The organism is Thalassovita taeanensis (assembly GCF_900110775.1).
Taxonomy (GTDB): Bacteria; Pseudomonadota; Alphaproteobacteria; order Rhodobacterales; family Rhodobacteraceae; genus Litorimicrobium; species Litorimicrobium taeanense.
Genome location: NZ_FOEP01000024.1, coordinates 1 through 23822, shown reverse-complemented (window position 1 = coordinate 23822; position 23822 = coordinate 1). Strand labels below are relative to the sequence as shown.

Genomic DNA, 23822 nt, shown 5'->3' with positions numbered 1-23822 from the left:
TTCAAGGTCAGCGAGCGGACTGTGCGGCGGGCTTAAATTTTATTGAAGGTGGAAGAAAATTACCGATGAAACAGATGCGGGACTATGCTGACGAACGGCACAAGGGGTGGTGTATCCACTGCAACGCTGTCTTGGGAAGCGTCGAGAGCAATCTCGACCATGTGCCCTCTAAAACCATACTTGACCGCCCCTTTCCGAATGATCTTCCGACAGTCCGCATATGCAAGTCCTGCAACACTTCGTTCTCGAATGACGAGGAGTATTTTACAGCATTCCTGGGATCGGTTCTCGCAGGCAGCGCAGACCCGGACCAACAGGTTGTTGCGCGATCCGAGAAGATACTTAGGAGCAACTATCGCCTTCAGGATGAAATCGATTCCCAACTTCAGATCGTGAAGGACGCAGAAGGAAACGATCAGATCACCTTTGTCCCAGACATGGCGAAGATTCAGAATGTCGTTGTAAAGAATGCTCGAGGCCATGTCCTGTTCGAGCATGGGCAGCCAGCGGAAGGTGAACCTGCGCGCGTAGCGATCCAGCCGATCCCTACCCTGTCCCCGGATATACTGGCCAACTTTGAAACTATCGACTACGGGGCCGGATGGCCTGAGGTAGGCAGCCGCTTGATGCAGCGGCTTGTTACCGGTGACGATATGAGACCGGATGGCTGGGTTGTGGTTCAGCCGAATGTCTACCGCTTCGCGGTTATGGACCAAGGCCAATTCGTCGTCCGCACAGTGATCCGCGAGTATCTTGCTACCGAGGTGGCGTGGGATCGCATTTGAGGAAGAATGCCGTGACAGATTTACCCAACATAACCTCAATTGCGCAGGATATTGGTAAGCTTACAAGAGCCCGCCTGTTCAAGCCAAGCGTTCTCTCTTACTAGTTTGATAAAGCCCACTGAGATCGTTGTGCTTAACCCGAAACTGGCTTCGCCGCTTAGTCACTGGAGCAGGCGTGTCTGCTTTCTCCATCTTGATCCCAGGATCATAATACACCGCGCCTGAGGCCAGCGCCTGCAACAGAAGCAGGACATCCGTTCCTTCACAAAGCTCGACTCGTGAACCGTAGCAGTATTCCGGCGGCGGCGCGCGCATCAGGGATGGCACATAGACAGCCTTGGCATGTTTCCGGTTCCAGTGACCAATTACGCCTTTGAAGCCCCACGAGGCAGCAACCACGTCTTCCCGGTCGATCAGCGCGATCTGCCCCTCCACATCTGTGATCTTGCCCTTATCAGGGTCGAACCCCTCCAGGACCAGTTTCAGACCCGTATCATTGTGGAAATCCCGGCCACTGGCATAGACGCCGCCGAAGTTTATCCGGCCTTCCTTGCCCGACTTGTCGGGATAGCCATAACGGCGCAGAAAAGCCTCAACTCCTTCATCCCGATACACCCCGCCGGTCGGTTCCGGCGTCATCAGCGTGACCGGGCTTTTCGCGAGATACTTCACGAAATCCCGCACGCCGTACTGTTTGACCTCCCAGCCCAGATAGTCCGGTTCAGCATACCCGTTGGGCGAGATACCAAGTTCCGCCTCCAGGGTGTATCCGCCGCCATTCCGCGCGTTATAGGGGGCAGCCAAGCCGTTCTTGCCCATCTTCTGTGAAGGCACCCAGCCTTTGGCGTGGATGCGGCGTAGGGCATCAAGCAGCATCTGGCGGGAGCTTGCGCCCTTCTGCCGAAGCGATTGCAGATCAAGGAAGACCCCTGAGGCTTCCAGCGTGTCCACTTTATCAGCCAAAGTCGCCGCTTCCGGTGTCTCTCTGCCGACAACATGGCCGATAACCCGCCCATCCTGGCAAACGCCGAAGAACAGCACCCGCCCTTCATCGCGTGACCGCATGAGCGGTGCTGGCGCGCGCGCCGCGCCGCGCAGAAAGCCGGACATGCGCACTTCAGGGTATTTGGGGTAGAGGATCAACTGAGCATCCGGCGCGGGTGCTATGCCCTGTTCGTCCATCCACCAGAAATCCACCGGCGCTTTTGCACGATCCCGCACAGACCCTGCGACCTGACTACCGTCCTCTTCGATCTCGCCATGCGGGATGATGTTCAGCGCACCGAATCCGCCGCCGAGATAAACCTGGTTCTTGGAGTTGTCATTCGGAGCCAGTTGCTTGGCGTAGAAACGCGTGGCTCCATGAGCTGCCATCTGATCGAGAATGCGAACAACAGGGTCAGTCAATCCATTGGCCTTCAACACAAAACTGCTTTGTGTCAGAGGACAGCCAGAGGGAAAGGGAGTCAATAACTTCAGGCAAAGGCCGCTTGCCGCGCCCTTTGAGGGCACATTCCCAAACGATGCCCACTCTCCAGCCCACGTCGAGAAGGTGGCCAACAGCCTCGGCATCACGGCGGGCGTTGCCATTGATTTTCTCGCGCCAGAAGCCCTGCCGGGTTTGCGGCCAGCGGAACAATGGGCAGTCATGCCGGTGCCAGAAACAGCCATGCACGAAGATCACGGCGTGATGCTTTGGCAGTACGATGTCAGGTCTGCCGGGAAGGCCCCTGCCCTGTAACCTGTAGCGAAACCCTTTGGCGTGCAGCGCGCGCCGGATCATCAACTCCGGCTTTGTATCCTTCCCCCGGATCGCCGCCATGTTACGGCGGCGCGCGTCAGCAGAATGAACGTCAGCCAACCTTTTGCAGCCGGGGCTGATCCATCAGTTTCAGGACGTGAGGCTGCATCAGCCGGGCGACTTCCGCAAAGACCGGCACGGCTACGGAGTTGCCAAACTGCTTGTACGCCTGAGTATCCGAAACCGGAATCCTGAAACTGTCATCAAATCCCATCAGCCTTGCACATTCACGAGGTGTCAGGCGGCGTGGGTTCCTGCCTTCACCGCGGCTGACAAGGATTTCCGAGCCGTCCTTATAGTAGCGTGCCGACAGCGTCCTTGCGATGCTGTCGCCATCAACGAGGCCAAACCCAAACCCGTTGCCTTTGGCCCGGTGCTTGGCAGCGTAGTCCTGCAGGTACGCCCAGAGCTTGTCTGTGAGCGTGTACTTGTCGCTGACCTTTGCATCAGGACCAACCGTGTAATGCCCTTCTGGGGCCTCAGCCCCGTTCTCCGGGTGCAGAATATCCCGCATCCCCCTGCCCTGCCGTCCGGGCAGATTCAGTTCTCCAAAGCTGAAGTCCGTGGCTTCCCGGAAGCCGACCATAACGATCCGTTCCCGGTGCTGTGGCACGAAGTTGGCCGCGTCGATGATCTGGGTATGCAGCGTGTACCCCAGCTCCTCGGTCAGAGCGCGCCGGATCACCTCAAATGTCCGGCCCTTATCATGGCTTTTCAGATTCTTGACGTTCTCCAGCATGAAGGCCGCCGGGCGGTGGTGCATCAGGATGCGCAGCACGTCGAAAAACAATGTACCCTGGGTTTCATCGAGGAAGCCGTGCGCACGTCCAAGCGCGTTCTTCTTGGATACACCAGCGATTGAGAACGGCTGGCACGGGAAACCGGCCACAAGAACATCGTGATCCGGGATATCCTCTGGGTCTACCTCGCGGATATCTCCCGCGATTGGGCGATTGTCCGGGAAGTTGGCGTGATAGGTCTGCTGGGCGAAACGGTCCCATTCCGATGTGAAGACACAACGGCCCCCTGCCCCTTCCATGGCTCTTCGCAAGCCACCGATCCCCGCAAAGAGATCGATGAAAGAGAATGATGCGTTGTTGTCATGGCGTTGCCTTGAACGCACTTCCATCCGAAGCAGCTTCATTACAGCTTCGCGCGGCACTTCCTCACCCCGCTTCCAGCGGTAGAGGTGGCCTTCGGAATATCCCAGAGCTTTGGCGGCTTCAGGCATCGACCATCCGCTCTGCGTCAGCAGCATCTCAAATTCTGTCATGTCAGGTCAGTTCCGCTCTGTCTTTATCTGGGAATTTTTCTGACACTCTGGCGTTAAGATTCCCTAAAAGCAAGAACATTTAGGGAAAATGTGAGCGGAGTACGGCTAGCCACGATAGGCAGACCACATCCGCTCTATGAGTTGCCCCTGTGTGATCCCAAGCGCTTCAGCCTCAGAAGCTATTGCTTCACCAACTTCCGGCAGCACTTTGGGATGTAACTGATACGTGCGTGGACTTGGTTTGCGGCCCGGCTTCTTCCTTGGGGTTCGATCCAGAAAGCCTCTCGCTTCGCCAACTTCATCTACGCGTCGGACTTCTTCAACGGTCGTATCTTTCGGGCGCGCCTTGAGTCCTGCAAGTCTATTTGAGCCGCTCATAAACAGCCTCCGTGAATGCCTGAGCGTTCGCCAACGCCTTATCTACCTTGCCGCCTGTGACCATCTCAGGGTCATTCATCATCGCTGTCAGATCGCCCCCATAGGCAAACAGCTCCGAGAACGCTGCGCGCGCAACCAAAGATGGTTCGATCACGTCGATCCCTGCCCCGTTGAGCTGTGCTTCCAACTCCTTATGGACGCGGCTTTTGACCGCTGCGCTGGTCTTGGTCAGCACCACAGCGTGCCGGATTGACCGCCCAAGCGCTTCTTCCTCCTCACGGACCAACGCCAGCGCCTCGGAGCCGATCTCTGCGTCGAGCGCTGTCGGCTGCATCGGGACGATCACCAGGTCCGCCTGTGAGATGGCGCGGCTTACGAGTTGGGACGCAACACCTTCCAAGTCCACAATGACGATCTTGCCGTCACCGTCTGCGCTCCGGATGGTCGGAACGATCTCTGAACGACCAACATCGCTCTTCAGGGTCACACCAGAAGGTGCGCCATGAGATGCCCACCGGGTAAGAGACTTGTTCGGGTCACAGTCAAGCACCGTGACATCCGCGCCCATGCGGGCGAACTCAGACGCCAGAAGAACGGCGCATGTCGATTTTCCAACCCCACCTTTGGGGCTTGCCATAACGATGACGGGCATTGCTCGATCCTGCCACTTTGTTGTTACCAGATTTATATCCCATACCGGAATTAAATCCAACACCGGAAATTATTCTGTTACCGGATTTATTTCCATTACCGGTTTTTTAATCTCAGGGCCTGCCTCGCTTCTCAAACCACTTCCGGCAGAACCCAATGAAAGCTCGATCTGCATTGCGGGGCGGCTCAACACACCAGTCGCGCCACTCACGCTCCAAGAACCGAACGTCCCAACCGGGCGCTGCATGGCGCGCTTCTTCGTAGGTGTCAGACTGCAGCGGTGGAATTCTGCCTTCGACAAGCCGGGCAGGGGACATCGTGCCGCGATTGGTGAACACCACCATGTCGGCTTCATCTTCAAAGGTAACGTGGTAATCCGGCAAATGGTCATGCTCTGCGAGTTGCCGGATCATCTGCCGAAAGCGCTTCTGTGGGCTTTGCGACCCGGTCTTAAGCAGCAACTTTGCCAGCGTGATGCGCCAGGTTTTCTGCTGCCCGCAATGCTTCCGGGCGATCTCGTACACCCGTCTTTCAATCGGCTTGCGCAGGCGGAAGTAGTCCCGGTGGAGGGTCAGTACCTCTTCGTTCCGGATTGCGTTGAAAACCCAGTCTGACAGCTTCACTTCACACCATAAGAGACGCCCGTCCAAACCGTGCTTTCGGCGGATTGAGGACGCGTCGATCAGTCCAAAGCCATCGACTTGCTCTTCATCGCCAGTGACAATGTTTGTCCTGATCCGCGTCCCTTCGAGGCGATCAAGGGCATCGAGCAGAGACTGGTATTCCCGGCCACTTGTACCCCGGTTGGTGAAGATCAGCAGCTCTCTGGAGTTAATCCGGACACGGGGCGAAACGGCTTCTCCCGCCTTCAGCTTTGCCATGATCTGACTGATACAGTAGATCAGAATGTCCTTGTCGTAGATCGTCGCCAGCCCCTTCACGCTTGGCGTGATCTGAAGCCACTTATCGCCATTCTCATAGCGCTTGATCGTCGTCTCAGGCTTCTTTGAGAGGGAATAAAACGGATGCTCCATGTGTTGCATCACGTCCTTCAGGACAGCGTCAGCCACATCACAAATGAACAGATCATGCTGCGGATGGCGATCCGGCAGGAGCGGGGCGAGAGTATTCGTGTTATCAGTTACCATGAGTCGACATTCGTGGTTTTAGTTACCGTAGTCAAGATTCGTGTTATCAGTTACCAAAAGCAGGATTTCAGTTACCGAGATTCGTGTTATCAGTTACCCGCATTTGGAGAATTCCATTATTTTTCAAAACTCTACGCCAATTCTGAAGATGCGTAACACAGATTCTAACACATATATAACACCCAGCTTCTCAGGCAGGACTTACTATCGTCAGCACATCACGGCTCACCGCTGATAGAACACACACGCATCGACGCCTGTGGTTGTCCTAGTCCAGGAGGCACCAAGCACAGCACATGTGGACGCGTTGCTGGCTAAGAAACGAGGAAGCGTCACCGTCAGGACAAGAGCAAGAACGACGGCACTAAGGCCGAACCATGGAAGACGGCCCTTGAAGCGATCCAGCTTCTGTTCCCGTTCCCAAAGCTGGCGCATGGTGTCCGACTTGGCATCCTCTGCTTTCCTGAGAACTTCCTGAGTGTGGTTGGACGCCCGCAGCAGATCACCGGCCATCTGGCCAACGCGGGTCAGGGTGTCGCCGATCCTGCTGTCGATGGTCGCGCCGACAATCTCGCCATAGTGTTCCGGGTCCGTCTGTTTTTGGGCCGCGAAGGCAGCAGAGCGGGCTTCCGTCGCCGTCTTGTTCACGCGGTCGAGTACGCGCGTCTGATCATCCACCCGATCCGAAATGCTAGCGACCGCCGTGGCGAGGAGATCAAGCGTCTCGCGCAGATCATCATCTGAAAGCGGAGCGGGGGAGGCGGAGGTATCAGACATGGCGGATTTCTTTCGGGTTATCGGGCGTCGGGCGTGAACAGCCCGGCAAATTCAGGATCAGCGTAGTAGCGCAGCTTTTGCGCGACGGCGGTGGCCTGCCCCTGGACGCGCAGGAGCTGAAGTTCAGGCTGGAGCTGCATGATTTCGTCCGGGGTCAGGAGATCACGGCCCGTGACTTGTATGCCGGTCGTGGGCATGTCACCCGGTTTGCGGCTTTCGGTCTGATAGCCAATGGTTTCCTGTCCCATTGTCTGGCTCAGCCATTTCGCCGTGTCGTAATCGTTCACCCCGAATACCTGTTGCACCCCGGCATTGGCCACGAAGGTCGCGGCGCGTTGTCCGTAGAGATCGCGAAGCTGGCTCATGTCCTGCAGGATCGGCCAAAGCTGAAGGCCATAGCCTGCCATCAGCCCCATGGCGCGCTCCACAGCCTCCAGACGGCCCAGGGCGGCGAATTCATCGAGAAGGAAGAGGGCAGGGGCCTTGAGACGCTCAGAGCGGCCCTCTGATGCGCCCTGAGGCCGTTCCGCGTCCCGTGCAATGTCCTGGAGAGCCTGGGAGACCAGCAGGCGCAGCCAGCGGCTGTAGGCGTCGAGACGGTTGGGCGGCAGAACGAGGAAGACAGAGGTGATCCGGTGACGGAGATCGGAGAAGGTGAAATCCGAACGGGCCATGCATTTCGCGATCCGGGGACTGTCCAGAAAATGGGTGTGGCGCTGCGCGTTCGACAGGACCGAAGCGGCTTCCCGTTCTGCCTTGCCGACGAAGCGGTTTGCGGCGCGGGAAATCAGCCCGTCCGCTGCCTCGCTCTCCTGCATCAGCTCCAGCAGCGCCTTCAGCCGATCCGGGGGCAAGGTGAGATATTCCCGGACGGACCCGAGGTTGCGCCGCTCCGGCTCTTCATGGGCCGCACAGAACATGATCAGCCCGCCGATCAGCGCCTTGGCCTCCTCGTTCCAATGGGCATCTCCGGTCTGGTGCGCCGGATCGACCACCAGCGCATCCGCCAGAGAGGCGGCATCTTCGCTCAGATCGGGGCTGTCTGCCGATAGACGGTCGAGCGGGTTGTAGGCGGAAGAGGACCGTCCTGAGACCTCGAAGGGATCGAGGACATGGACGGTGCCGAACCGTTCCCGTGCCGCTCCGGCGATCCGGGCATTCTCGCCCTTGGGGTCGATGACAAGCACGGAGCGGTCCGCCGCCAGCAGGTTCGGGATCACCGTACCAACGCCTTTGCCCGCCCGCGTGGGAGCGAGGGTCAGAAGATGGGCTGGGCCGTCATAGGACAGGAGCTTGCCGGTGCGCGGGTTGCGCCCGATCAGAAGACCCTTCGCCTGCTCCAGAGCCTTCAGCTCCCGCTTGCCCGCGAAACGCGCTGAGCCGTGGCTAGCCCCGACGAGGTTCCCGAAGAAGGTTTCGGCCCCGGACATCTGGAACCACATCGCCACACCGACCACGGCACCGATGACCATGCAGGGGATCAGCACCAGCCAGTTGGCGAGGCTTTCCCCAGGAGCCTGGTCGAAGAAGGCGAAGACGAGCGGGGTCGCGACCACCGCACCAACGGCTGCGCCGATCAGCAGGAAGACGAGAGTCCCCCCGACCAGGATCGGGGTAACGATCAGAACCTGGATGAACCGGAAGAGCCGCCAGAAGGCCAGGCTGAGGGCGCGCATCATGTCGCGTCACTCTGGCCAGTGTCAGGAGACGGGGAGGGGGTGTCCCACTCAGCAAAGGCCTTGCGGTCCTGTTCACGGGAGAGGTTGCGGATCAGCCGGTCGAGCATCGCGGCGGCACTCGTATCCCGTTCCGCCAGGTCCATGAGCGCCCCGCCCAGGATCACCTTGCGGCGTGTTTCCAGCTTGCGCTGTCTGGTGGCTTCCCTGTTCTTCAGAGCCTGCAGGCGGGCCTTGGCCTGGGCATAGCGTTTCTCGGCGCGTTCAAGCTCAGTCTCGGCCAATTCGGGAATCCACTTCAAAGAGGGCAGGTGTAAAGGTTAGGCTTGCCACGACCAGCGATAGCGCTTACCCGTAGTCCTGTAAAGGACAAGGGCGCACTTATGCAAACTCTCCACCTACGGTTCCGAGATTTGCGTGCGATCTCCTTGAGGCGGGGCCTCAGCCGATGGCGAACTCCGTCCGACGCGATGCGCGCCGGAATGAAAGGCCCTCCCGGCCTCTCAAACTCTCCAGGGCCAACTTTGGCAGTTGGATCGCGTCCCGCAATGTCGCGCCAGCGTCTCGCCCGATGCCCCACGGCGGGGGCCGGTCTGCCGCTGGCGTCTCCCTTGCGGGAGGTTCGTGTCGTCGGACCTGACGGTGCCGACACGAACCGGGTTTGCCCCCGGCAAACCGCCATTGATCTGCCCCCATATCCCGCCCCCGATGAGGCTGGGGATCTGGGGGCAGATCAATGGCAAGCCCGCGCCTCAGAGGTGCGTCGCACCCCTTCAGCCAGGCTGTCTTTTCCACTCGTATCGCGTAGAGGCAGGGCGCGATCCAGCGGGGAAAAGACGGCTGACCCTGTGGCCCATGTTGGGGCATGGGCTTGGGTCAGCAGCGGCGCGCGTCGGTATCGTCTGCATCACAGGGCGGGGTAGTCGGCATGGCCAGCTACCACCTCTCCGTGAAGACGATCAAACGCAGCGCCGGGCGCTCTGCCACGGCAGCAGCGGCCTACCGTGTCGGGGAGCGCATCGAGTGCCAGCGCGAAGGCCGCGTCCACGATTACACCCGCAAGCAGGGGATCGAGGAGACCTTTATCCTGGCACCGAAGGACGCCCCGGACTGGGCCACGGACCGGTCCCGCCTCTGGAACGAAGTCGAGGCCAGAGAGACCCGCCGCAACTCCGTCACCGCCCGCGAGTGGGAGTTGGCCCTGCCGTCCGAGATCAGCGCAGAGGACCGCTCGCAGATTACCCGTGTCTTCGCCCAGGAGCTGGTCAGCCGCTACGGCGTGGCCGTCGATGTGGCGATCCACGCCCCGCACCGCGAGGGCGATCAGCGGAACCACCATGCCCACGTCCTGACCTCTACCCGCAAGCTGGAAGCCGGGGGCTTTACGACCAAGACGCGCGTTCTCGATTCCGCCAAGACCGGCGGCGTCGAGATCGAGCAGATGCGCGGCCTCTGGGCCGAGTTGCAGAACCGTGCCTTGGAGCGGGCAGGGGAGGTCGAGCGCGTCGATCACCGGTCGCTGGAAGCGCAGCGCGAAGCGGCGCTGGAGCGAGGCGATCAACTCTCCGCCGAGGAACTGGACCGCGATCCGGAGCTGAAGCTGGGGCCAGCCGCCAATTCCATGGAACGCCGGGCCAAGGCGATGGCCGAGCGTCAGGGGCGGGAATATAAACCCGTCACCGAGCGCGGCGCTGTCGTCCATGCCGCCCGCCAGGCCCGCGCCGCATTCCGCGAAATGCGCGCGCGGCTGGAGTTGGCGCGCGAGACCTATGGCATCGAGCGTGAGGCCGGGCAGGGCCGTGTCGCTGCTGGTCTGGCGGCGCTCAGGGCCGCAACCGCGAAAGACCGCGACCGAAACCCGGATGACTTCCGGGAGCGGCTGGCGCGCGTCGTGGGCCGGTCGCGGGATCAGGACGACACGCCGAAGCCGGAGGGCCGCAATTATGCGCGGGAGCGGCTGAAAGAGATCATGGAGAAGGACGCCGGGCGCGACGGTCAGGCGGCGGTTCACAAGCTGGATGGTCATAGTGAGTATGACATGGGCGAGGGCACAGGGCGCGAGGCCCGCAAGCCGTCCGTCAACGAGCGCCTGAAGGGCGTGCTGAACAAGCCGCGCGAAAAGCTGGAAATCGAGGACGAACGCGAACAGGAGCGCGGCGACGACGAGAACGAAAACACGCGGGACAGGGATCGTGGCGAAGGTCACAGCCTGTGACGCAACCCGGTGAAACGACAGAGGAGACAGACCGGATGTATGAAGTATTCAACGTGGGCAAGACGATCTTGCTGGACGGAAAGCCGTTATCGCTTGTGACGCCCGCAGGTGTCGAAGGCTGGATCGAGAAGGGCATCCCGCACAGCTACCGATACGACCGGGTGCGCGATCCGCTCGATGGCCGGATGAAGTACCGCTGTCTCTATGAGAAGGACGGCGCGGATGTGCCGTTTGTCCTGGTCAACGATCCGGACAGTGGGGATGGGAGGGTGATCCTGTTCGATCAAAAACCGGATGCACCGGTCGAGTGAAGCAAGCCAGAGATCGCTGCTTTCGCGTCTGGCTATCGAGGTTCGAACAGGACATCCGCTTCAACCTCCAGGGCATGAGCAATCTTCTCAATCGTGTCGATGGTCACAGAAAATCGCGCGTTCTCGATCTTGCCGACATAGGCACGGCTGAGGCCAGCCTGTCTCGCCAGGTCTTCCTGACTCAGGCCAATGCTCTTGCGGCGATCAATGATGTTCTTTGCTACGCGTTCCCGGAGGTTCATCTGGTGGTTTTACCCTGCCGACAGCCATCGGCTCCACGCGATATATGCGACATTCGTTGAAAGTCGGTCCTGTGATCCCGGCAGTATGCCGGTCTCGCTTTGAGCGATAGACAGTGCAGGGGATCGACGGGCTGAAGCCCGCTCACCCCAACCCTGACAGTTTCCAATCCTGTTGATCCGCCTGCCATCCCGGCAGGTCCGAGAAAACCGGCAAGCGCCGCCGTTGGCGTCGGTTCCGGTCGAGAATTCCGGTTCCTCCCACGCGCGAGGCGCGCGGTTCCCTCCCAAATTCACGCCCTCCACCCGGTTGTCACGGCCCCGCCGGGCCGCAGGACGGGCTTTGCCCTTACCTGCTCTGCCGTCCGGAATGCATGGGCATTCCAGACAACAGAGAAGGAAGGCCCGCCCATCGGCGGAAAGGGTAAGAGACCCGGCCCGCGTCACTCGAAGGAGGGTCACAAATGACCGCAGAGAAGTTTGACGTTTATTCCCATGTCACCAACCAGATCATCGCGCAGATTGAGGCGGGAACACCGCCCTGGCGTAAACCGTGGACTGGCTGCGGAGGAGGGGTCAGCTTGCCGGAACGGTTCAACGGCGAGGCCTATCGGGGCATCAACGTCCTGATGCTTTGGGCGACAGCGATGGCCAAGGACTACAGTTCAGCCCGATGGATGACGTTCAATCAGGCCAAGCAGCTTGGGGGCCATGTTCGAAAGGGCGAGAAATCCGCCACGGTCGTGAAATACGGCACCGTCGAGCGCGAGGACGAAAACGGCGAGGAACGCCAGATTACCTATGCCAAGGCCTACCGCGTGTTCAACGCTGACCAGATCGAGGGTTTGCCTTCTGAATTCTACATCCTGCCCGATCCGCCGCGCGATCTTGGCACCGTGGCCGACCCCGAGCTGGAGGCGTTCTTTGCCGCGACCGGCGCGCAGATCGACGTGACCGAGGAGCCGCGCGCCTATTACAACATCAAGACCGACCGTATCCACATGCCGCCGATTGGCACGTTTTATCGGGCGGCAGGGTATTTTGGCACCTTGGCCCATGAGACAATCCACTGGACCGGCGCGACAAAGCGGCTGGACCGTTTGGGCCGGTTCAATGACCGCAAGGCCTACGCGTTCGAGGAGCTGGTCGCGGAGATTGGCAACTGCATGCTTTGCGCGCAGATCGGGGTGGAGCCGGAGTTCGACCAGAGCGCGGCCTATGTCGAAGGATGGCTTGAGGCGATGAAGGAAGACAACCGCGCGATTTTCCGCGCCGCGTCAGAGGCGCAGAAGGCCGTGGATTACATCATGGACCGCACCGCGCAGGCCGACAGGATGGCCGCCGAGTAACAGCTCGCCCCGCTGCAATGATCTAGGCCCCCGTCAGCAGGCGGGGGTCTCTTGTGTTCTGGCGATATCCTGGGCGTGGGCGGTTTCAGGGTGACCTGTCGGCGGGTAGCCGTGTGGCCACTCGCCGACAGGCCCGGCGCTTCGCGCAGACGGGCATGGAATGCCCGGAAGAGATGCACTTCGCTTTTTGGCAGGGAGTCGAGCTGCTACCCATATTTCGAATAGCGATGAGCAAAAAATATTACGAGTAAACAAGCGATACGTGCGAAGAGGCGTCAAACAAGTGGAGAGCAAGAGCATGTCAATTTACGCACTATGGAACAACAAGGGGGGAGTCGGGAAAAGCTATCTCTCGTTTCAGGTCGCAAGCGAGTACGCACGTACACACCCCCAACAGAAAGTTTTGGTCGTGGACCTGTGCCCGCAAGCGAACTCCTCCAGTATGTTGCTGGGGGGGATGGAGCGCGGTGAGGACGCTATTGAAGCGTTGTCTGCGAACCGCCCGGCCCAAACTATTTCAGGATACGTGGCTGAGCGCATAGTCAGCCCCTACATGACACCGCACAGCGGCGCGAATTTCCTGACGCAGGTAAGCCAACACAACCATTTTGTGAGTGATAACCTGTACCTGGTGTGTGGCGACGAAGAACTAGAGATGCAATCTTCGCAGGTTCGTCTGGCCTGCACTGCAGGTCCTGCGGACGCATGGCGTATTGTTCATACTTGGATCAGTGACTTAATTGAGGACGTTCGTCGCTCTTGGGGACAAGAGCGGATTACTGTGTTTATCGACTGCAATCCCAGTTTCACAATTTACACGGAAATGGCGATGAGCGCGGCAGACCGGTTAATTATCCCGTTTTCTGCAGATGGATCATCCAAGCGTGCTGTGAAATCGGTGCTGTCCCTCGTTTATGGTATTCAGCGCCGCCCTGGACAGGTGCAATCGGAATTCTACAGAAATTCCATGCAGTACCGGATGTCCCTGCCTTTGATCTACAGCTACGTGGGCAACCGCCTCACCCAAATGAACAACAGTTCTGCAAGCGCCTTTAGGAATGTTGTTAATGAGATCTTCGACGAAGTCTTTTCGGTCTGGCAAAATCAACCGCAACTGTTCTGCCCACACCCAAGCGGCACTCCTGCCCCGACCAGCAAGCGAGGTTTCAAGCAGATGTTCGAAGAGCAGATCAACGATGCGAACACTGCATCGGTCGTGTCTGGCGCGATGGGTATCCCGATCAACCGGCTGACTGCAGGTCAGAAGAGCTTTGCAGGCCGATCGGTCATGGTCAACCAGTCGCAGTTGGATAAGCAGCAACCAAACATCGCCGGGTTTGTCCAAGAAATCGAATAGCTTTTGCGCCGAGGGCTTGGATATCATGCGTCATAGACAAGCCCTCGGGTAATCCTTAAGGCCATAAACGGTCGTTTTTGGCCACATGCCGCATCCTAGGGGTCTGTTGCCGGAGGGGGCAGAATAGTACGCTAAGGCGGTTTGATCATCTTTTGGGCCATCTGTATTCGCCAGTGAGCAGGATGTGGGCCCATCCGAGGGGTGAGATATGCGCCAGAAGGTCTGGTGTGCAATACAATCCATCGCGGCGGCGGCCATTGACTGCCTGCCCGAGGTGCTTGGTGTTCCAGTAAATGATGATCGCGGCGAGCAGATTCAGTCCGGCCATTCGGAAGTGTTGTCCCTCGGTTGTTCTATCGCGAATTTCACCTTGGCGGCCAATGCGTAGGGCGTTCTTGAGGGCGTGATGTGCTTCGCCCTTGTTCAGACCTATTTGCGCGCGACGTTGCATGTCGACGTCCAGCAGCCAGTCGATGATAAACAGTGTCCGTTCAACCCGTCCGATTTCACGTAGCGCGACGGCCAACTCATGCTGCCGGGGATATGCAGCGAATTTCCTTAAGAGTTGGCTTGGGGACATCGCGCCCGCCACCATTGTGGCCGTGCTGCGCAGGATATCTGACCAATTTGAGCTGATAACGGGTTCCCTAACCTTGCCGCCGATCAACCCCTTCAATTCTTTCGGGCAGGATGCTGGATCGAAGAGGTAGAGGCGTTTGGATGGCAGGTCCCGGATACGGGGGATGAACTGAAAGCCCAAAAGGGCGGTGACGGCAAAGACGTGGTCGGTGAAGCCGCCCGTGTCGGCATACTGTTCGCGGATTTTCTGGCCTGCGTCTGTCATTAACAGGCCGTCCAGGATGTAAGGGGCCTCGTTCACCGTGGCCGGGATGGTCTGGGTGGCGAAGGGGCCGAACTGGTCGGAGACATGGGTATAGGCTTTCAAACCGGGTTCATGGCCGTATTTGGCGTTGATCAGGTTGATCGCTTCGCCCTGGCGCGTGGTGGGGAAGAACTGCCCATCACTGGACGCGCTGGTGCCACCGCCCCAGAACTGGGCCATTGGCAAGGCGGATTGGCCTTCGATCACCATGGCCAGTGCGCGCGCCATCGCCTCGCTTTCAACATGCCACCGCGACAAGCGCGACAGTTGGAAATAGTCGTGGGTGTGCGTGGCCCCGGCCATTTTGGAGAGGCCAAGGTTAAGCCCTTCAGCCAGCAATACATTCAGCATGCCGACCCTGTCCTTGCATGGGACGCCAGTGCGCAGATGGGTGAAGGCCTCGGTAAAGCCGATCTCGTCATCCACTTCGAGCAGCAGGTCGGTGATCCTGATCTCTGGCAGGCGTTTGTAAAGGTCGAGCACCAAGGCGTCGGCCTCTTCGGGAACATCGGCAGTCAAGCGATCGATCTTGAGCACGCCATCTTCGATGGAGCCTCCCGGAATGGCACCGGCCCTGGCGGCGCGGGCCAATCGCTGTAAGCCGTCAGCCAAACGAGATTTACGATCTGCCAGCCATATTTCCGGCTCATATGGCATGGCCATTCTTGGCGTTACCCTGGCAACTTCGGCCGGAACCAGCGTGTCCTTGAGGTCGCCATACCTGCGGGAATGGGCAAGCCAGATGTCGCCGGCTCTGAATGCATCGCGCAAGTGGCACAGGACCGCCACCTCCCAGAGGCGGTGCCCATCATCTTTATTGAGGTGTCGATGCCATTTCGAGGTCCGGCGCAGAAAGGTCAGCGGGCGGTCGCCTGTGGTTTCCGTTCCCGCGACGATGCTGGCAGCTTCCAACAACGGTTCGGCAACCTGAGCGGCCTGAATATCAAGCGCCCGCAGCATGCGCGGCGCATAACGTCGGAAGCGATGATACCCGTGAACAACATGTGCCAGCGGATCGGCAGCCAATGTGTCGGTGAGTTGGGCAGCGGTGGCGACAAGCCCCCTGAGCGACAACCAGCCGCCTGCGTTTTGAACGGCATCGATGAGGGAGGCCTGATCTTCATGTGCCTCCAGCAGCGCTGATCCATAATTAGAGAAGCCCTGCAAGGTGTCTTTCAACGCGGCCTTGGCATCATCTGCACGGGCATCGCATGCGCGTTTCGCCTCACGCCACGTCCTTCCAACAATACGGTCATGGGTCTCGACCACTGCATCGGCAATGGCGCTGTGCCATTCCAAAGCACAGACCGCGAGGATGGCAAGGCGACGATCACCTGAAATATCCCGTAGATCACCGGCGAAATATCGTTCCCCTTGCCGTCGGAGGCGCGCGATACGGTGGGGTGGCACACCGGCAAGGATAGATCTTTCCACGGGCATGCCCTGCAAGAATTCCAGCCGATCAAGTAGGCGGTTCATGTCGGCTGAGTTCTGCCCCACCTCAAACTGGCGCAGCCAGACGAAGCGGGTGACGGAGCTGTCTACGGTTTCCGTCAACAGGGCATCAAGTCGGCTTTGTGTCTCATCATCCAGTCGGTCAGCAACCCGCGTGTCAAGCCGTCGCTCGGCAGCAACGAGTGCGTCCGCGCAGAGGCGTTCAATAACCGTAATCCCAGGCAGAATGGTCTGGGTTGCCCGACATTGCTCTACAAAACGCCGTGCCAAATCCTCGTTCGACCGAGCGGTTTCGGCTTCGTTCTCAAGCCAGGCCTTCAGATCGCGCGATCCTCGGCCAGTGAACATCTTGTATCCGTAAATCTCACGCAGAGTGGCCAAGTGTTCGCGGCGCGTTTCGTCCCGTGTCGCATATTCCACCAGATCATCAGGCTTCAGTCCGAGTTGCGCAGCCAAAAATCGTGACAAGGCCGCAGAAATAACCTCGCCTGGCGCGAGCAACCGACCAGGGTATCGCAATGCGCAAAGCTGAAGGGCGAAGCCGAAACGATTATGGGGACGACGACGGGCGCGAATGATTTCCAAATCATCATCTGCCAGCGTGTAGTGACGCAGCATCGCCGTTTCGTCGGTCGGCAGATCAAGCAGCGCTTCCCGCTGGCGGTCAGTGAGCATTTTCCTGCGGGGCATGTGGTTCCTTCCAAGATCAAAGCGGCTGTCCGTAAGAGGTTCCTTCACCGGACATGTATTGCAAAGGTTGGCAGGGTCAGAGAAACCACACCTCAGAATATCTCGTATAGGTGGTACGATTTGATTCGCATATGCCGCCCCTTAATCGTACTTTAAAGCTATGACTGTGACCAAAATTGGCTATGCCCGCTGCTCGACTGACAAACAGGACCTGACCGCACAACGGCAGGCCCTATGCGCCTTGGGCGTATCAGAGGATCTCATTTATACTGACCACGGGCTGACGGGCACCAACCGCGCCCGCCCCGGTCTCGACCAAGCACTAGCTGCCGTCCGGGAAGGTGACGTGCTGGTCGTGCCAAAATTGGATCGCCTTGCCCGGTCCGTCCCCGATGCACGTGCGATCGCAGATCAGTTAGAGAAAAAAGGCGTCAAGCTCGCGTTGGGGATTTCCATCTACGACCCAACGGACCCAATGGGTAAAATGTTCTTCAACATTCTGGCCACATTTGCTGAGTTTGAAGCCGACCTCATCCGGTTGCGGACCAAGGAGGGCATGGCTATCGCACGGGCAAAGGGCAAACTCCGGGGGAAACAGCCGAAACTCTCTGAAAAGCAACAAAAAGAACTCGCACGCATGCATGCCACCGGTGACTATTCCATCAGTGACCTGGCAGAGGTCTTTGCGGTCTCAAGGCCAACGATCTACAGAACTTTGCACCGCACAGGAGCCAAAATGTAAGCGTTCGCAGGCAGGCACGGGATGCTTAGTTTGACGGCACAAAATTCCATGGCAGTAGGTCGTCGATGCAGCTTTGGGGATGGCCGTTGGCGATCGCCGTCAGCGTTGCTGTGAGGTAGGCGAAGGGCTCGATGCCGTTGATCTTACAGGTCTCAATTAGCGAGGCGATGCGCCCCCACGCTATGCCACCTTCGTCATGGCCGGCGAACAGGGCATTCTTGCGATTGAGGGTGATGGGCCGGATTAGGTTCTCGACGCGATTGTTGTCGATCTCGACACGCCCATCGGTCAGGAAGGTTTGCAAACCTTCCCAGTGGTTATGGATGTAGTTCAGCTTTTCGCCCAGCCGGGACTTGGAAGAGATTTTGCGGCGTTGCGCTTGGAGCCAGTCGCCGAAGGCCGCCACCAGAGGTGCGCTGCGGGCTTTTCGCGCCGACAAGCGCTGGCCGGGGGCGGTCCCGCGGATATCAGCCTCGACGGCATAGATTTCGGCAATGCGACGCAAGCCTTCGGCAGCAATGTCAGAACCATCACGGTCGAAGACCTCCTTCAGCTTGCGCCGTGCATGGGCCCAACAATGCGCCACAAGAACAGGGGCTCCACCCTTGCGCGAGGATTTCGTTAGCCGGTTGTAGCCGGTGTAGCCATCGATCTGCAGGATCCCATTGAAACCGGTCAGGAAGGTTTCGGCATTCTCGCCCGCACGACCCGGAGCGTAAAAGTAAACCACACCGGGCGGGGCATCGCCGCCCCAAGGGCGGTCATCGCGAGCTAGGGCCCAGAGATACCCTGTTTTTGTTCTGCCTCGCCCCGGGTCCAGCACCGGGGCGGTGGTTTCGTCCATAAACAGTTTGCCGGATCGCTTCAGATGCTGTGCCAGCCGGTCCACCACTGGCTTCAGATGGAACGCAGCCTTGCCAACCCAATCAGCCAGCACTGCGCGATGCAGATCAAGGCCAGCCCGCGCTAAGATCTGGCTCTGGCGATATAATGGCAGGTGGTCCGCGTATTTGCTCACCAACACATGCGCGAGCGTCGCCTCGGTCGGTAGGCCGCCCATGATCAGGCGGGCAGGCGCAGGTGCTTGTGTCACCCCATCGGTGCAGCTTCGGCAAGCGTATTTCGGGCGCACGGTGACGATCACGCGCAACTGGGCAGGCACAATGTCCAGCCGCTCCGTGCGGTCTTCGCCGATCTTGTGCATGACACCGCAGCCACAAGGGCAGATCAAGCTGTCGGGTTCGATGACTTTCTCAATGCGCGGCAGCGCTGCGGGAAGATTGCCAATGGTGCGTCTGGGAGCAGGTTTGGTTGCCGCATCACTCTTCTTGGCCGCCCGTTGCTCTTTCTCCGCCTCGACCTCGGCCTGCGCGATGGACAAATCCTCGAACGCCAGCTGCCGCTCATCCTCAGACAGTTTTTCCGAACGTTTGCCATGCAGAGCATGGTTCAGTTCGGCGATCAAATGCTCTTGCCGCCGGGCGATATCCTTGAGCGCCGTCACCTCATCCATCAATGCCAAAACCGCTGCGCGTTGCGCGGCGGGGATGGCGGAAATATCAAGTGTGGATGCGTTTGGCATGGGCTAATTCTATCAAAATAAGCCTGCAAAAAGAACGCAAAAACAGACGGCTGATTCATTCTGCCGCATCTGGTGGACGGGTTTCTAAAGCCTTCACCTTGCGCCAGTCCAGACCGGCAAATAGCGCCTCGAATTGGGCATGGTTCAACGCCATCATCCCGTCCTTGATCGCCGGCCAGCTAAAGGTCGTGTCCTCCAGTCGCTTATAGGCCATGACCAGGCCAGACCCGTCCCAATACAAAAGCTTCAACCGATCCGCGCGGCGAGAGCGAAACACAAAAACCGTGCCCGTGAACGGGTCCTTACGCAGAACTGAAGACACAATCGCTGCCAAGCCATCATGACCTTTCCTGAAGTCTACAGGCTGCGTCGAGACCAGGACCCGAACCCGATTGGACGGGAACATCATGGCCGCCCGCCGATCGCGCGCACGATTTCCGCAATTCGGGCAGCCTTTGTGCCGCTTTCAAGCCGGATAGTTACCTGGCCGACGGCAATCTCGATAGGCACAGCACTCATACCGTCAGATTTGGCACCTCGCTCTGGGACCGCAGGCACAGCAGCAGCACCGGCGCCATCCGAAAGCACGACCGATGCAAAACAAAAGCCGTTCTCTTCCGCTGCGGGCAAAACCAACCTCCCGTTGCGCGCCCGACTACGCCATTCCGAAAGATGGTTCGCCCGAAGCCCATACCGCGCAGCAACCGCATTCACCGTCGCCCCGGTCTTCAAGCTCTCTGCCACAATCCGTGCCTTGATCTCGTCCGGCCAGCGCCGTTGACCATTGCCCCGAATATCTACGCCATAGTCTCTGAGAAACTCCTCCGTAGTCGCCATCGCGAAACTCCCGCATAATCTACATCAAATGCGGGATCGCAGGTCGAACGATCGTGTGGAAGGTGGCGGCTAGGTAACGCTTACGCCAAAATCAGCCCTTAGCGTACTATTCTGCCCCCTCCGGCATCAGACCCCTCCTACCCGAGATCAATGACTTGGCCGTGCCAAAAACGCCTAGCAAAACCCTTGATGTTTTGGCAGGTTTTTGGCAGTTCAGGCTGGTCAAATCTGGCCCACATCCAACGTGGACAGGTTAGCGCATGGAACCTGCTAGTTTGATAGGAGTGTCCTGACCCGCGCTTTGATATTCTCGAAAGTCGTGTTCAGGTGGTTTTTAGCCACATTCGTGAGGCGACCCGTGTGGCCTACAGCGTTTCGGACAGGCTTGAATCCGATTGCGTCGCCCCAAAGGGACTGCGTGTTTGTCGACTTGCTGCCCTCTGCTGTGAATGCCAGTGCGTCCATATCCAAGTAGCTCAGATCGAGAGAAGTTTGCCGGATCGGGAAGCTGATATTTGCTGCCTGCTTGGTTTTCTCCTCTCGCTCTTTGAATTTGACGATCTCTTTCTGGATACCGTCGATCGGGCTGAGGTTTTTATGACCAATGTACTTGCGGACCAAATTTTCCGACAAAAAACAGTCCACATATGCAGAAGTGTTGAACTCGGCATCCGCCTGCATCTCGGTCAGCCATTCCTCGACAATATCCTTTGTCGGCGCGTCGTCATTAGGTTGAAAGTCTTTCTTCGCCTCTGACACCAGTGCCTGCGCCTTCCTGTCACGCTTGGATTTCCGCGTGTTGTCGTCGTCGCCTTCGTCTTTGACTTCGAGGCGAAACTTGTCCCACTCATCAATGATCTTTGTGAGCAAATCCCGCTTGAGATAATCCATCAGACTGCGGAATTTCTCATCGTCTTCCACGATACCTTCCCGGCTGCTGGTAAAGGGATCGGTGCCTTCGCGATCGAGGGTGTCAAAGTGGATTTGCCCGTAGATATAGCTTTCCACAATCCGTTGGGACGGGATGTGCCGTATGATGTTCTTCTCGCGGAGTCTTCCGTTCACAAACAGGTCGATTGTGGCGCGCTCGTCGGTTCCGGTGATTTTGAGGTTGGCCGGTTTCTTTACCGATGCGACAAACCCCTTGATATCCAACGGTGTCGTCACTTCCGACGCGGGCAGTTCGAGGGTGTTCAATCCATCAATGTAGGCGTCGGTGTAGCCGTTGACGCTCCATAGAAACTGGGTCGCGTCGGACAACGGCTTCAGGTCGTCAACAGTGACGGGATCGCCGCTGACATGGATCGTAAACTCTTCGTCCAGCAACGAGAATTTGAAGCTCAGGGCAAGAAGCTTCTTTATGTAAGCGTCGGAGTTCTTGAGCTGGTCGTTCGTGCCTTCGAAGTAGATTATCGTGCCCTTTTCGTGGCCTTCACGCAGTTCGCTGATGAGCGAGAAGTCCAGTTGTTCCAGCGGATACTCTTCGGTGCTTCTGTCACCCAGAATTGCGCCGTCTAGGCCCGCATTGTCGATAACACCGCCCACGTAGTCTGTGCTGCCTGTTTTGGAGAACACGGAAACGCGCTTTGCGCATGAAAGCAGTGCCAGTTTGCCTATACCTTTGGCACCGATATAGGGCCGTCCGGTGGAGGACTTGCTGCCACCCGCCTTGCGCTTGGAATACCCGATCTTCAGGAATTTGCCCTGAAAGTCTCCGCTGTCCATGCCGTCGCCATCGTCCTTTATCGAAAATGACGAATTTTCCCGGTCAATCTCGATCCAGACGTTCTTGGCGTTGGCGTCCCAAGAGTTTGAAATTGCCTCGCCAAGAACCGTGACGAAGTTCCTGTAAAGGTTTCGCCCGAGATGGTTCAGAACACTCAGTGAAATCTCGAAGCGGTAGGGATCAGGTGATTTCTCTGCTGCCAAACTCGTTCTCCTCAATCACTGAACCGATACATCTGCCGATCGCCTGCGCTAGCCCGACCGGAACGGCGTTGCCGATCCACCTGCCGACTTCAGACATGTTCGGAATTTCGCCATCGGGCAAAAATGAATAATGGGGCGGAAAGGACTGCAAGAGCGCCGCTTCCCTCAAGGTAATGGCCCTGTCCTGTTCAGGATGACCAAATCTACCGTTGCCATACCCATAGCATTGGGTTGTCATCGTTGGAGACGGCGCATCCCAGACCATCCGCGCATACACTCCCGAGTATGTTTTCCCGGACGATCGCTGATGACATTTTGCCCTCAGTTCGTAGGGCCAGTCCCGCCATGTTCCGCCCGGTTTTGATGCGCGGATGCGGCGTAGATTGGTCTCGGACAGGGACGCTGAGATGTGCAGAGGATCGTTCTCTGCTCTTGTTCCCGCCGAGACAGGCGGCAGGTTTGCAATCGCATCCTTCACCGTCAGGGGTGTTTGATGTGTTGGCGAGAGCTGGGGCGGATTCGCGGCCTTAGAGGCAACCACAACGAGGCGTCGTCGTTTCTGCGGCACGCCGAACAGCTCACATTTCGCGACCTGCCAACTCACATGGTATCCGGCATTCTGAAGGGTCTGGCTGAAGTTCGAGAACACGGCCCCGGCCTTGTATTTCAGAAGTGCGGGGACATTTTCCATTGTGATGAAGTCTGGCGAAACCTTCACGGCAAGTCGCGCGAAGCTGTCAACCAAATCCCATCTCGGGTCTTCGTCATAGCGTTGCTTATAGGTTGAGAAGGGTTGGCATGGAGCGCAACCTGCCAGCACGGACGGACGCTCGCCCGAGAAGTGAGCCAGGATTTCTTCCGGCTGCAACAGCGCAACATCCCTCGTATGGAAAGTCGCCTCATTGTTGGTTTCGAATGCGTGTTTGCAGCGTCTGTCGGTATCGTAGCCTGCCCTGATATCGAAACCGGCCCGCATGAGGCCGTGACTCAGAGAACCGACGCCACAGAACAGATCAACAACTTCACCCAACGGCTCTGGCTCTGGCCTATCTTCCAATCTTTTTCGGCTCCACGCGCCACCTGTCGGGGCTTTGGTTGGTCTCTAGGTTCTGGACAAAACTATACGTTTCTGGCCATGTCGCAAGATGATTATCGGATATGCCCGCGTCAGCACGGAGGACCAGAGCCTCGATGCCCAGACGGACGCCCTGACGGCGGCCGGAGCAAACAAGCTGTTTGCCGACCGGATCAGTGGATCGAAGCGTGAGAGACCCGAGCTGGACAGAATGTTAGAGCAACTCCGCGACGGGGATATCGTAACCGTTACCAAGTACGACCGCCTCGCCCGGTCGCTGAAGGACCTTCTAGAGATTGTTGAGACGATACGCGGACGCGGCGCCGGCTTCCGGTCCCTTGCTGAGGACATCGACACGACGACGCCGGCAGGTCGTCTTGTGTTCCACGTCTTCGCATCCATTGCACAGTTCGAGCGCGAACGGATCTCCGAACGGACCAAGGAAGGTTTGGCGTCCGCGCGCAAACGTGGCCGCATTGGGGGCAGGCCCCCTGCCCTTTCACCTGCTCAGAAGGAAGAGGTGCGCCGCATGAGGGACGATGAACACCGTGCTGTCCCAGAGATTGCGCGGCTTTTCAAGGTCAGCGAGCGGACTGTGCGGCGGGCTTAAATTTTATTGAAGGTGGAAGAAAATTACCGATGAAACAGATGCGGGACTATGCTGACGAA

General features: G+C 58.5%; 22 protein-coding genes. 7 read left to right on the top strand and 15 right to left on the bottom strand.

Translation table 11 applies throughout. The features are described from left to right. Positions 1-785 (top strand): hypothetical protein (locus BSF79_RS19010; RefSeq protein WP_217650107.1); only part of this gene is annotated, 785 nt, incomplete at its 5' end. 78 nt (positions 786-863) lie between these two features. Here the strand turns inward: BSF79_RS19010 and BSF79_RS19005 are convergent. The 8 genes from BSF79_RS19005 to BSF79_RS18965 all read right to left on the bottom strand — a co-directional run bounded on the left by BSF79_RS19005 (position 864) and on the right by BSF79_RS18965 (position 8773). Continuing rightward, entirely contained in the window at positions 864-2192 is a 1329-nt protein-coding gene (locus BSF79_RS19005; RefSeq protein ID WP_217650106.1) for an MvaI/BcnI family restriction endonuclease, read from the bottom strand. Further along, positions 2185-2646, bottom strand: a complete 462-nt coding sequence (locus BSF79_RS19000; protein WP_043872380.1) for a very short patch repair endonuclease — start codon at positions 2644-2646, stop codon at positions 2185-2187. The genes BSF79_RS19005 and BSF79_RS19000 overlap by 8 nt, the downstream gene beginning before the upstream one ends. Then, on the bottom strand, positions 2639-3859 hold the full coding sequence (dcm, locus tag BSF79_RS18995; RefSeq protein WP_090271396.1) for a DNA (cytosine-5-)-methyltransferase: 1221 nt from the start codon (positions 3857-3859) through the stop codon (positions 2639-2641). Before dcm ends, BSF79_RS19000 begins: the two co-directional genes overlap by 8 nt. Before the next feature lie 361 nt (positions 3860-4220). Beyond that, positions 4221-4889 (bottom strand): ParA family protein, encoded by a 669-nt coding sequence (locus tag BSF79_RS18985; protein ID WP_090271395.1) that lies wholly within the window; start codon positions 4887-4889, stop codon positions 4221-4223. 112 nt (positions 4890-5001) lie between these two features. Continuing rightward, the gene (locus tag BSF79_RS18980) at positions 5002-6036 is read right to left on the bottom strand and encodes a replication initiator protein A (protein ID WP_090271394.1); all 1035 of its coding nucleotides are present in this window, start codon (positions 6034-6036) and stop codon (positions 5002-5004) included. A gap of 225 nt (positions 6037-6261) precedes the next feature. Beyond that, on the bottom strand, positions 6262-6813 hold the full coding sequence (locus BSF79_RS18975; RefSeq protein ID WP_090271393.1) for a hypothetical protein: 552 nt from the start codon (positions 6811-6813) through the stop codon (positions 6262-6264). A 17-nt stretch (positions 6814-6830) separates the two neighbouring features. Continuing rightward, entirely contained in the window at positions 6831-8492 is a 1662-nt protein-coding gene (locus BSF79_RS18970) for a type IV secretory system conjugative DNA transfer family protein (protein WP_245776456.1), read from the bottom strand. Next, complete coding sequence (locus BSF79_RS18965; RefSeq protein WP_090271401.1) at positions 8489-8773, bottom strand: mobilization protein; 285 nt, start codon at positions 8771-8773, stop codon at positions 8489-8491. Before BSF79_RS18965 ends, BSF79_RS18970 begins: the two co-directional genes overlap by 4 nt. Positions 8774-9417: 644 nt before the next feature. Here BSF79_RS18965 and mobQ point away from each other — a divergent pair. Together mobQ and BSF79_RS18950 are read left to right on the top strand one after the other, a co-directional pair. Next, a complete protein-coding gene (gene mobQ / locus BSF79_RS18955) occupies positions 9418-10704 on the top strand; it encodes a MobQ family relaxase (protein ID WP_090271392.1) in 1287 nt (428 codons plus the stop codon). A gap of 35 nt (positions 10705-10739) precedes the next feature. Next, entirely contained in the window at positions 10740-11015 is a 276-nt protein-coding gene (locus tag BSF79_RS18950) for a hypothetical protein (RefSeq protein ID WP_090271399.1), read from the top strand. Positions 11016-11047: 32 nt separating this feature from the next. On the opposite strand, the gene BSF79_RS18945 is transcribed toward BSF79_RS18950, so the two are convergent. Next, positions 11048-11257: a helix-turn-helix domain-containing protein gene (locus tag BSF79_RS18945; protein WP_043872389.1), complete on the bottom strand. Its 210-nt coding sequence runs from the start codon at positions 11255-11257 to the stop codon at positions 11048-11050. 461 nt (positions 11258-11718) lie between these two features. Here BSF79_RS18945 and BSF79_RS18940 point away from each other — a divergent pair, with 461 nt between their 5' ends. Beyond that, positions 11719-12603 (top strand): ArdC family protein, encoded by an 885-nt coding sequence (locus BSF79_RS18940; RefSeq protein ID WP_090271391.1) that lies wholly within the window; start codon positions 11719-11721, stop codon positions 12601-12603. Between the two features lie 298 nt (positions 12604-12901). After that, positions 12902-13960 (top strand): ParA family protein, encoded by a 1059-nt coding sequence (locus BSF79_RS18935; RefSeq protein ID WP_043872386.1) that lies wholly within the window; start codon positions 12902-12904, stop codon positions 13958-13960. A gap of 145 nt (positions 13961-14105) precedes the next feature. On the opposite strand, the gene BSF79_RS18930 is transcribed toward BSF79_RS18935, so the two are convergent. Continuing rightward, positions 14106-16988: a Tn3 family transposase gene (locus BSF79_RS18930; RefSeq protein ID WP_038070180.1), complete on the bottom strand. Its 2883-nt coding sequence runs from the start codon at positions 16986-16988 to the stop codon at positions 14106-14108. Between the two features lie 160 nt (positions 16989-17148). Here BSF79_RS18930 and BSF79_RS18925 point away from each other — a divergent pair, with 160 nt between their 5' ends. Then, positions 17149-17730, top strand: coding sequence for a recombinase family protein (locus BSF79_RS18925; RefSeq protein WP_090271390.1), 582 nt, complete (start codon positions 17149-17151; stop codon positions 17728-17730). A gap of 25 nt (positions 17731-17755) precedes the next feature. Here BSF79_RS18925 and tnpC read toward each other — a convergent pair whose 3' ends face one another. The 5 genes from tnpC to BSF79_RS18900 all read right to left on the bottom strand — a co-directional run bounded on the left by tnpC (position 17756) and on the right by BSF79_RS18900 (position 23108). Beyond that, a complete protein-coding gene (gene tnpC, locus BSF79_RS18920) occupies positions 17756-19312 on the bottom strand; it encodes an IS66 family transposase (protein WP_090271389.1) in 1557 nt (518 codons plus the stop codon). A 55-nt stretch (positions 19313-19367) separates the two neighbouring features. Next, the gene (gene tnpB / locus BSF79_RS18915) at positions 19368-19718 is read right to left on the bottom strand and encodes an IS66 family insertion sequence element accessory protein TnpB (protein ID WP_245776457.1); all 351 of its coding nucleotides are present in this window, start codon (positions 19716-19718) and stop codon (positions 19368-19370) included. Further along, entirely contained in the window at positions 19718-20149 is a 432-nt protein-coding gene (gene tnpA / locus BSF79_RS18910) for an IS66-like element accessory protein TnpA (RefSeq protein ID WP_090271387.1), read from the bottom strand. The genes tnpB and tnpA overlap by 1 nt, the downstream gene beginning before the upstream one ends. A 270-nt stretch (positions 20150-20419) precedes the next feature. After that, positions 20420-22078 (bottom strand): ATP-binding protein, encoded by a 1659-nt coding sequence (locus BSF79_RS18905; protein ID WP_090271386.1) that lies wholly within the window; start codon positions 22076-22078, stop codon positions 20420-20422. Continuing rightward, positions 22056-23108: a DNA cytosine methyltransferase gene (locus tag BSF79_RS18900; RefSeq protein WP_043872384.1), complete on the bottom strand. Its 1053-nt coding sequence runs from the start codon at positions 23106-23108 to the stop codon at positions 22056-22058. The genes BSF79_RS18905 and BSF79_RS18900 overlap by 23 nt, the downstream gene beginning before the upstream one ends. 115 nt (positions 23109-23223) lie before the next feature. Here BSF79_RS18900 and BSF79_RS18895 point away from each other — a divergent pair, with 115 nt between their 5' ends. Further along, a complete protein-coding gene (locus tag BSF79_RS18895) occupies positions 23224-23763 on the top strand; it encodes a recombinase family protein (protein ID WP_043872383.1) in 540 nt (179 codons plus the stop codon). Positions 23764-23822 lie beyond the last annotated feature (59 nt).

Coding starts and splice junctions, on each gene's coding strand:
- tnpC (WP_090271389.1), bottom strand. CDS start 19,312: ATGCCAAACGCATCCACACTTGATATTTCCGCCATCCCCGCCGCGCAA.
- BSF79_RS18935 (WP_043872386.1), top strand. CDS start 12,902: ATGTCAATTTACGCACTATGGAACAACAAGGGGGGAGTCGGGAAAAGC.
- dcm (WP_090271396.1), bottom strand. CDS start 3,859: ATGACAGAATTTGAGATGCTGCTGACGCAGAGCGGATGGTCGATGCCT.
- BSF79_RS18945 (WP_043872389.1), bottom strand. CDS start 11,257: ATGAACCTCCGGGAACGCGTAGCAAAGAACATCATTGATCGCCGCAAG.
- BSF79_RS18925 (WP_090271390.1), top strand. CDS start 17,149: ATGACTGTGACCAAAATTGGCTATGCCCGCTGCTCGACTGACAAACAG.
- BSF79_RS18975 (WP_090271393.1), bottom strand. CDS start 6,813: ATGTCTGATACCTCCGCCTCCCCCGCTCCGCTTTCAGATGATGATCTG.
- BSF79_RS18970 (WP_245776456.1), bottom strand. CDS start 8,492: ATGATGCGCGCCCTCAGCCTGGCCTTCTGGCGGCTCTTCCGGTTCATC.
- tnpB (WP_245776457.1), bottom strand. CDS start 19,718: ATGTTCCCGTCCAATCGGGTTCGGGTCCTGGTCTCGACGCAGCCTGTA.
- BSF79_RS18980 (WP_090271394.1), bottom strand. CDS start 6,036: ATGGTAACTGATAACACGAATACTCTCGCCCCGCTCCTGCCGGATCGC.
- BSF79_RS18895 (WP_043872383.1), top strand. CDS start 23,224: ATGATTATCGGATATGCCCGCGTCAGCACGGAGGACCAGAGCCTCGAT.
- BSF79_RS18930 (WP_038070180.1), bottom strand. CDS start 16,988: ATGCCCCGCAGGAAAATGCTCACTGACCGCCAGCGGGAAGCGCTGCTT.
- mobQ (WP_090271392.1), top strand. CDS start 9,418: ATGGCCAGCTACCACCTCTCCGTGAAGACGATCAAACGCAGCGCCGGG.
- BSF79_RS18985 (WP_090271395.1), bottom strand. CDS start 4,889: ATGCCCGTCATCGTTATGGCAAGCCCCAAAGGTGGGGTTGGAAAATCG.
- BSF79_RS18940 (WP_090271391.1), top strand. CDS start 11,719: ATGACCGCAGAGAAGTTTGACGTTTATTCCCATGTCACCAACCAGATC.
- tnpA (WP_090271387.1), bottom strand. CDS start 20,149: ATGGCGACTACGGAGGAGTTTCTCAGAGACTATGGCGTAGATATTCGG.
- BSF79_RS18950 (WP_090271399.1), top strand. CDS start 10,740: ATGTATGAAGTATTCAACGTGGGCAAGACGATCTTGCTGGACGGAAAG.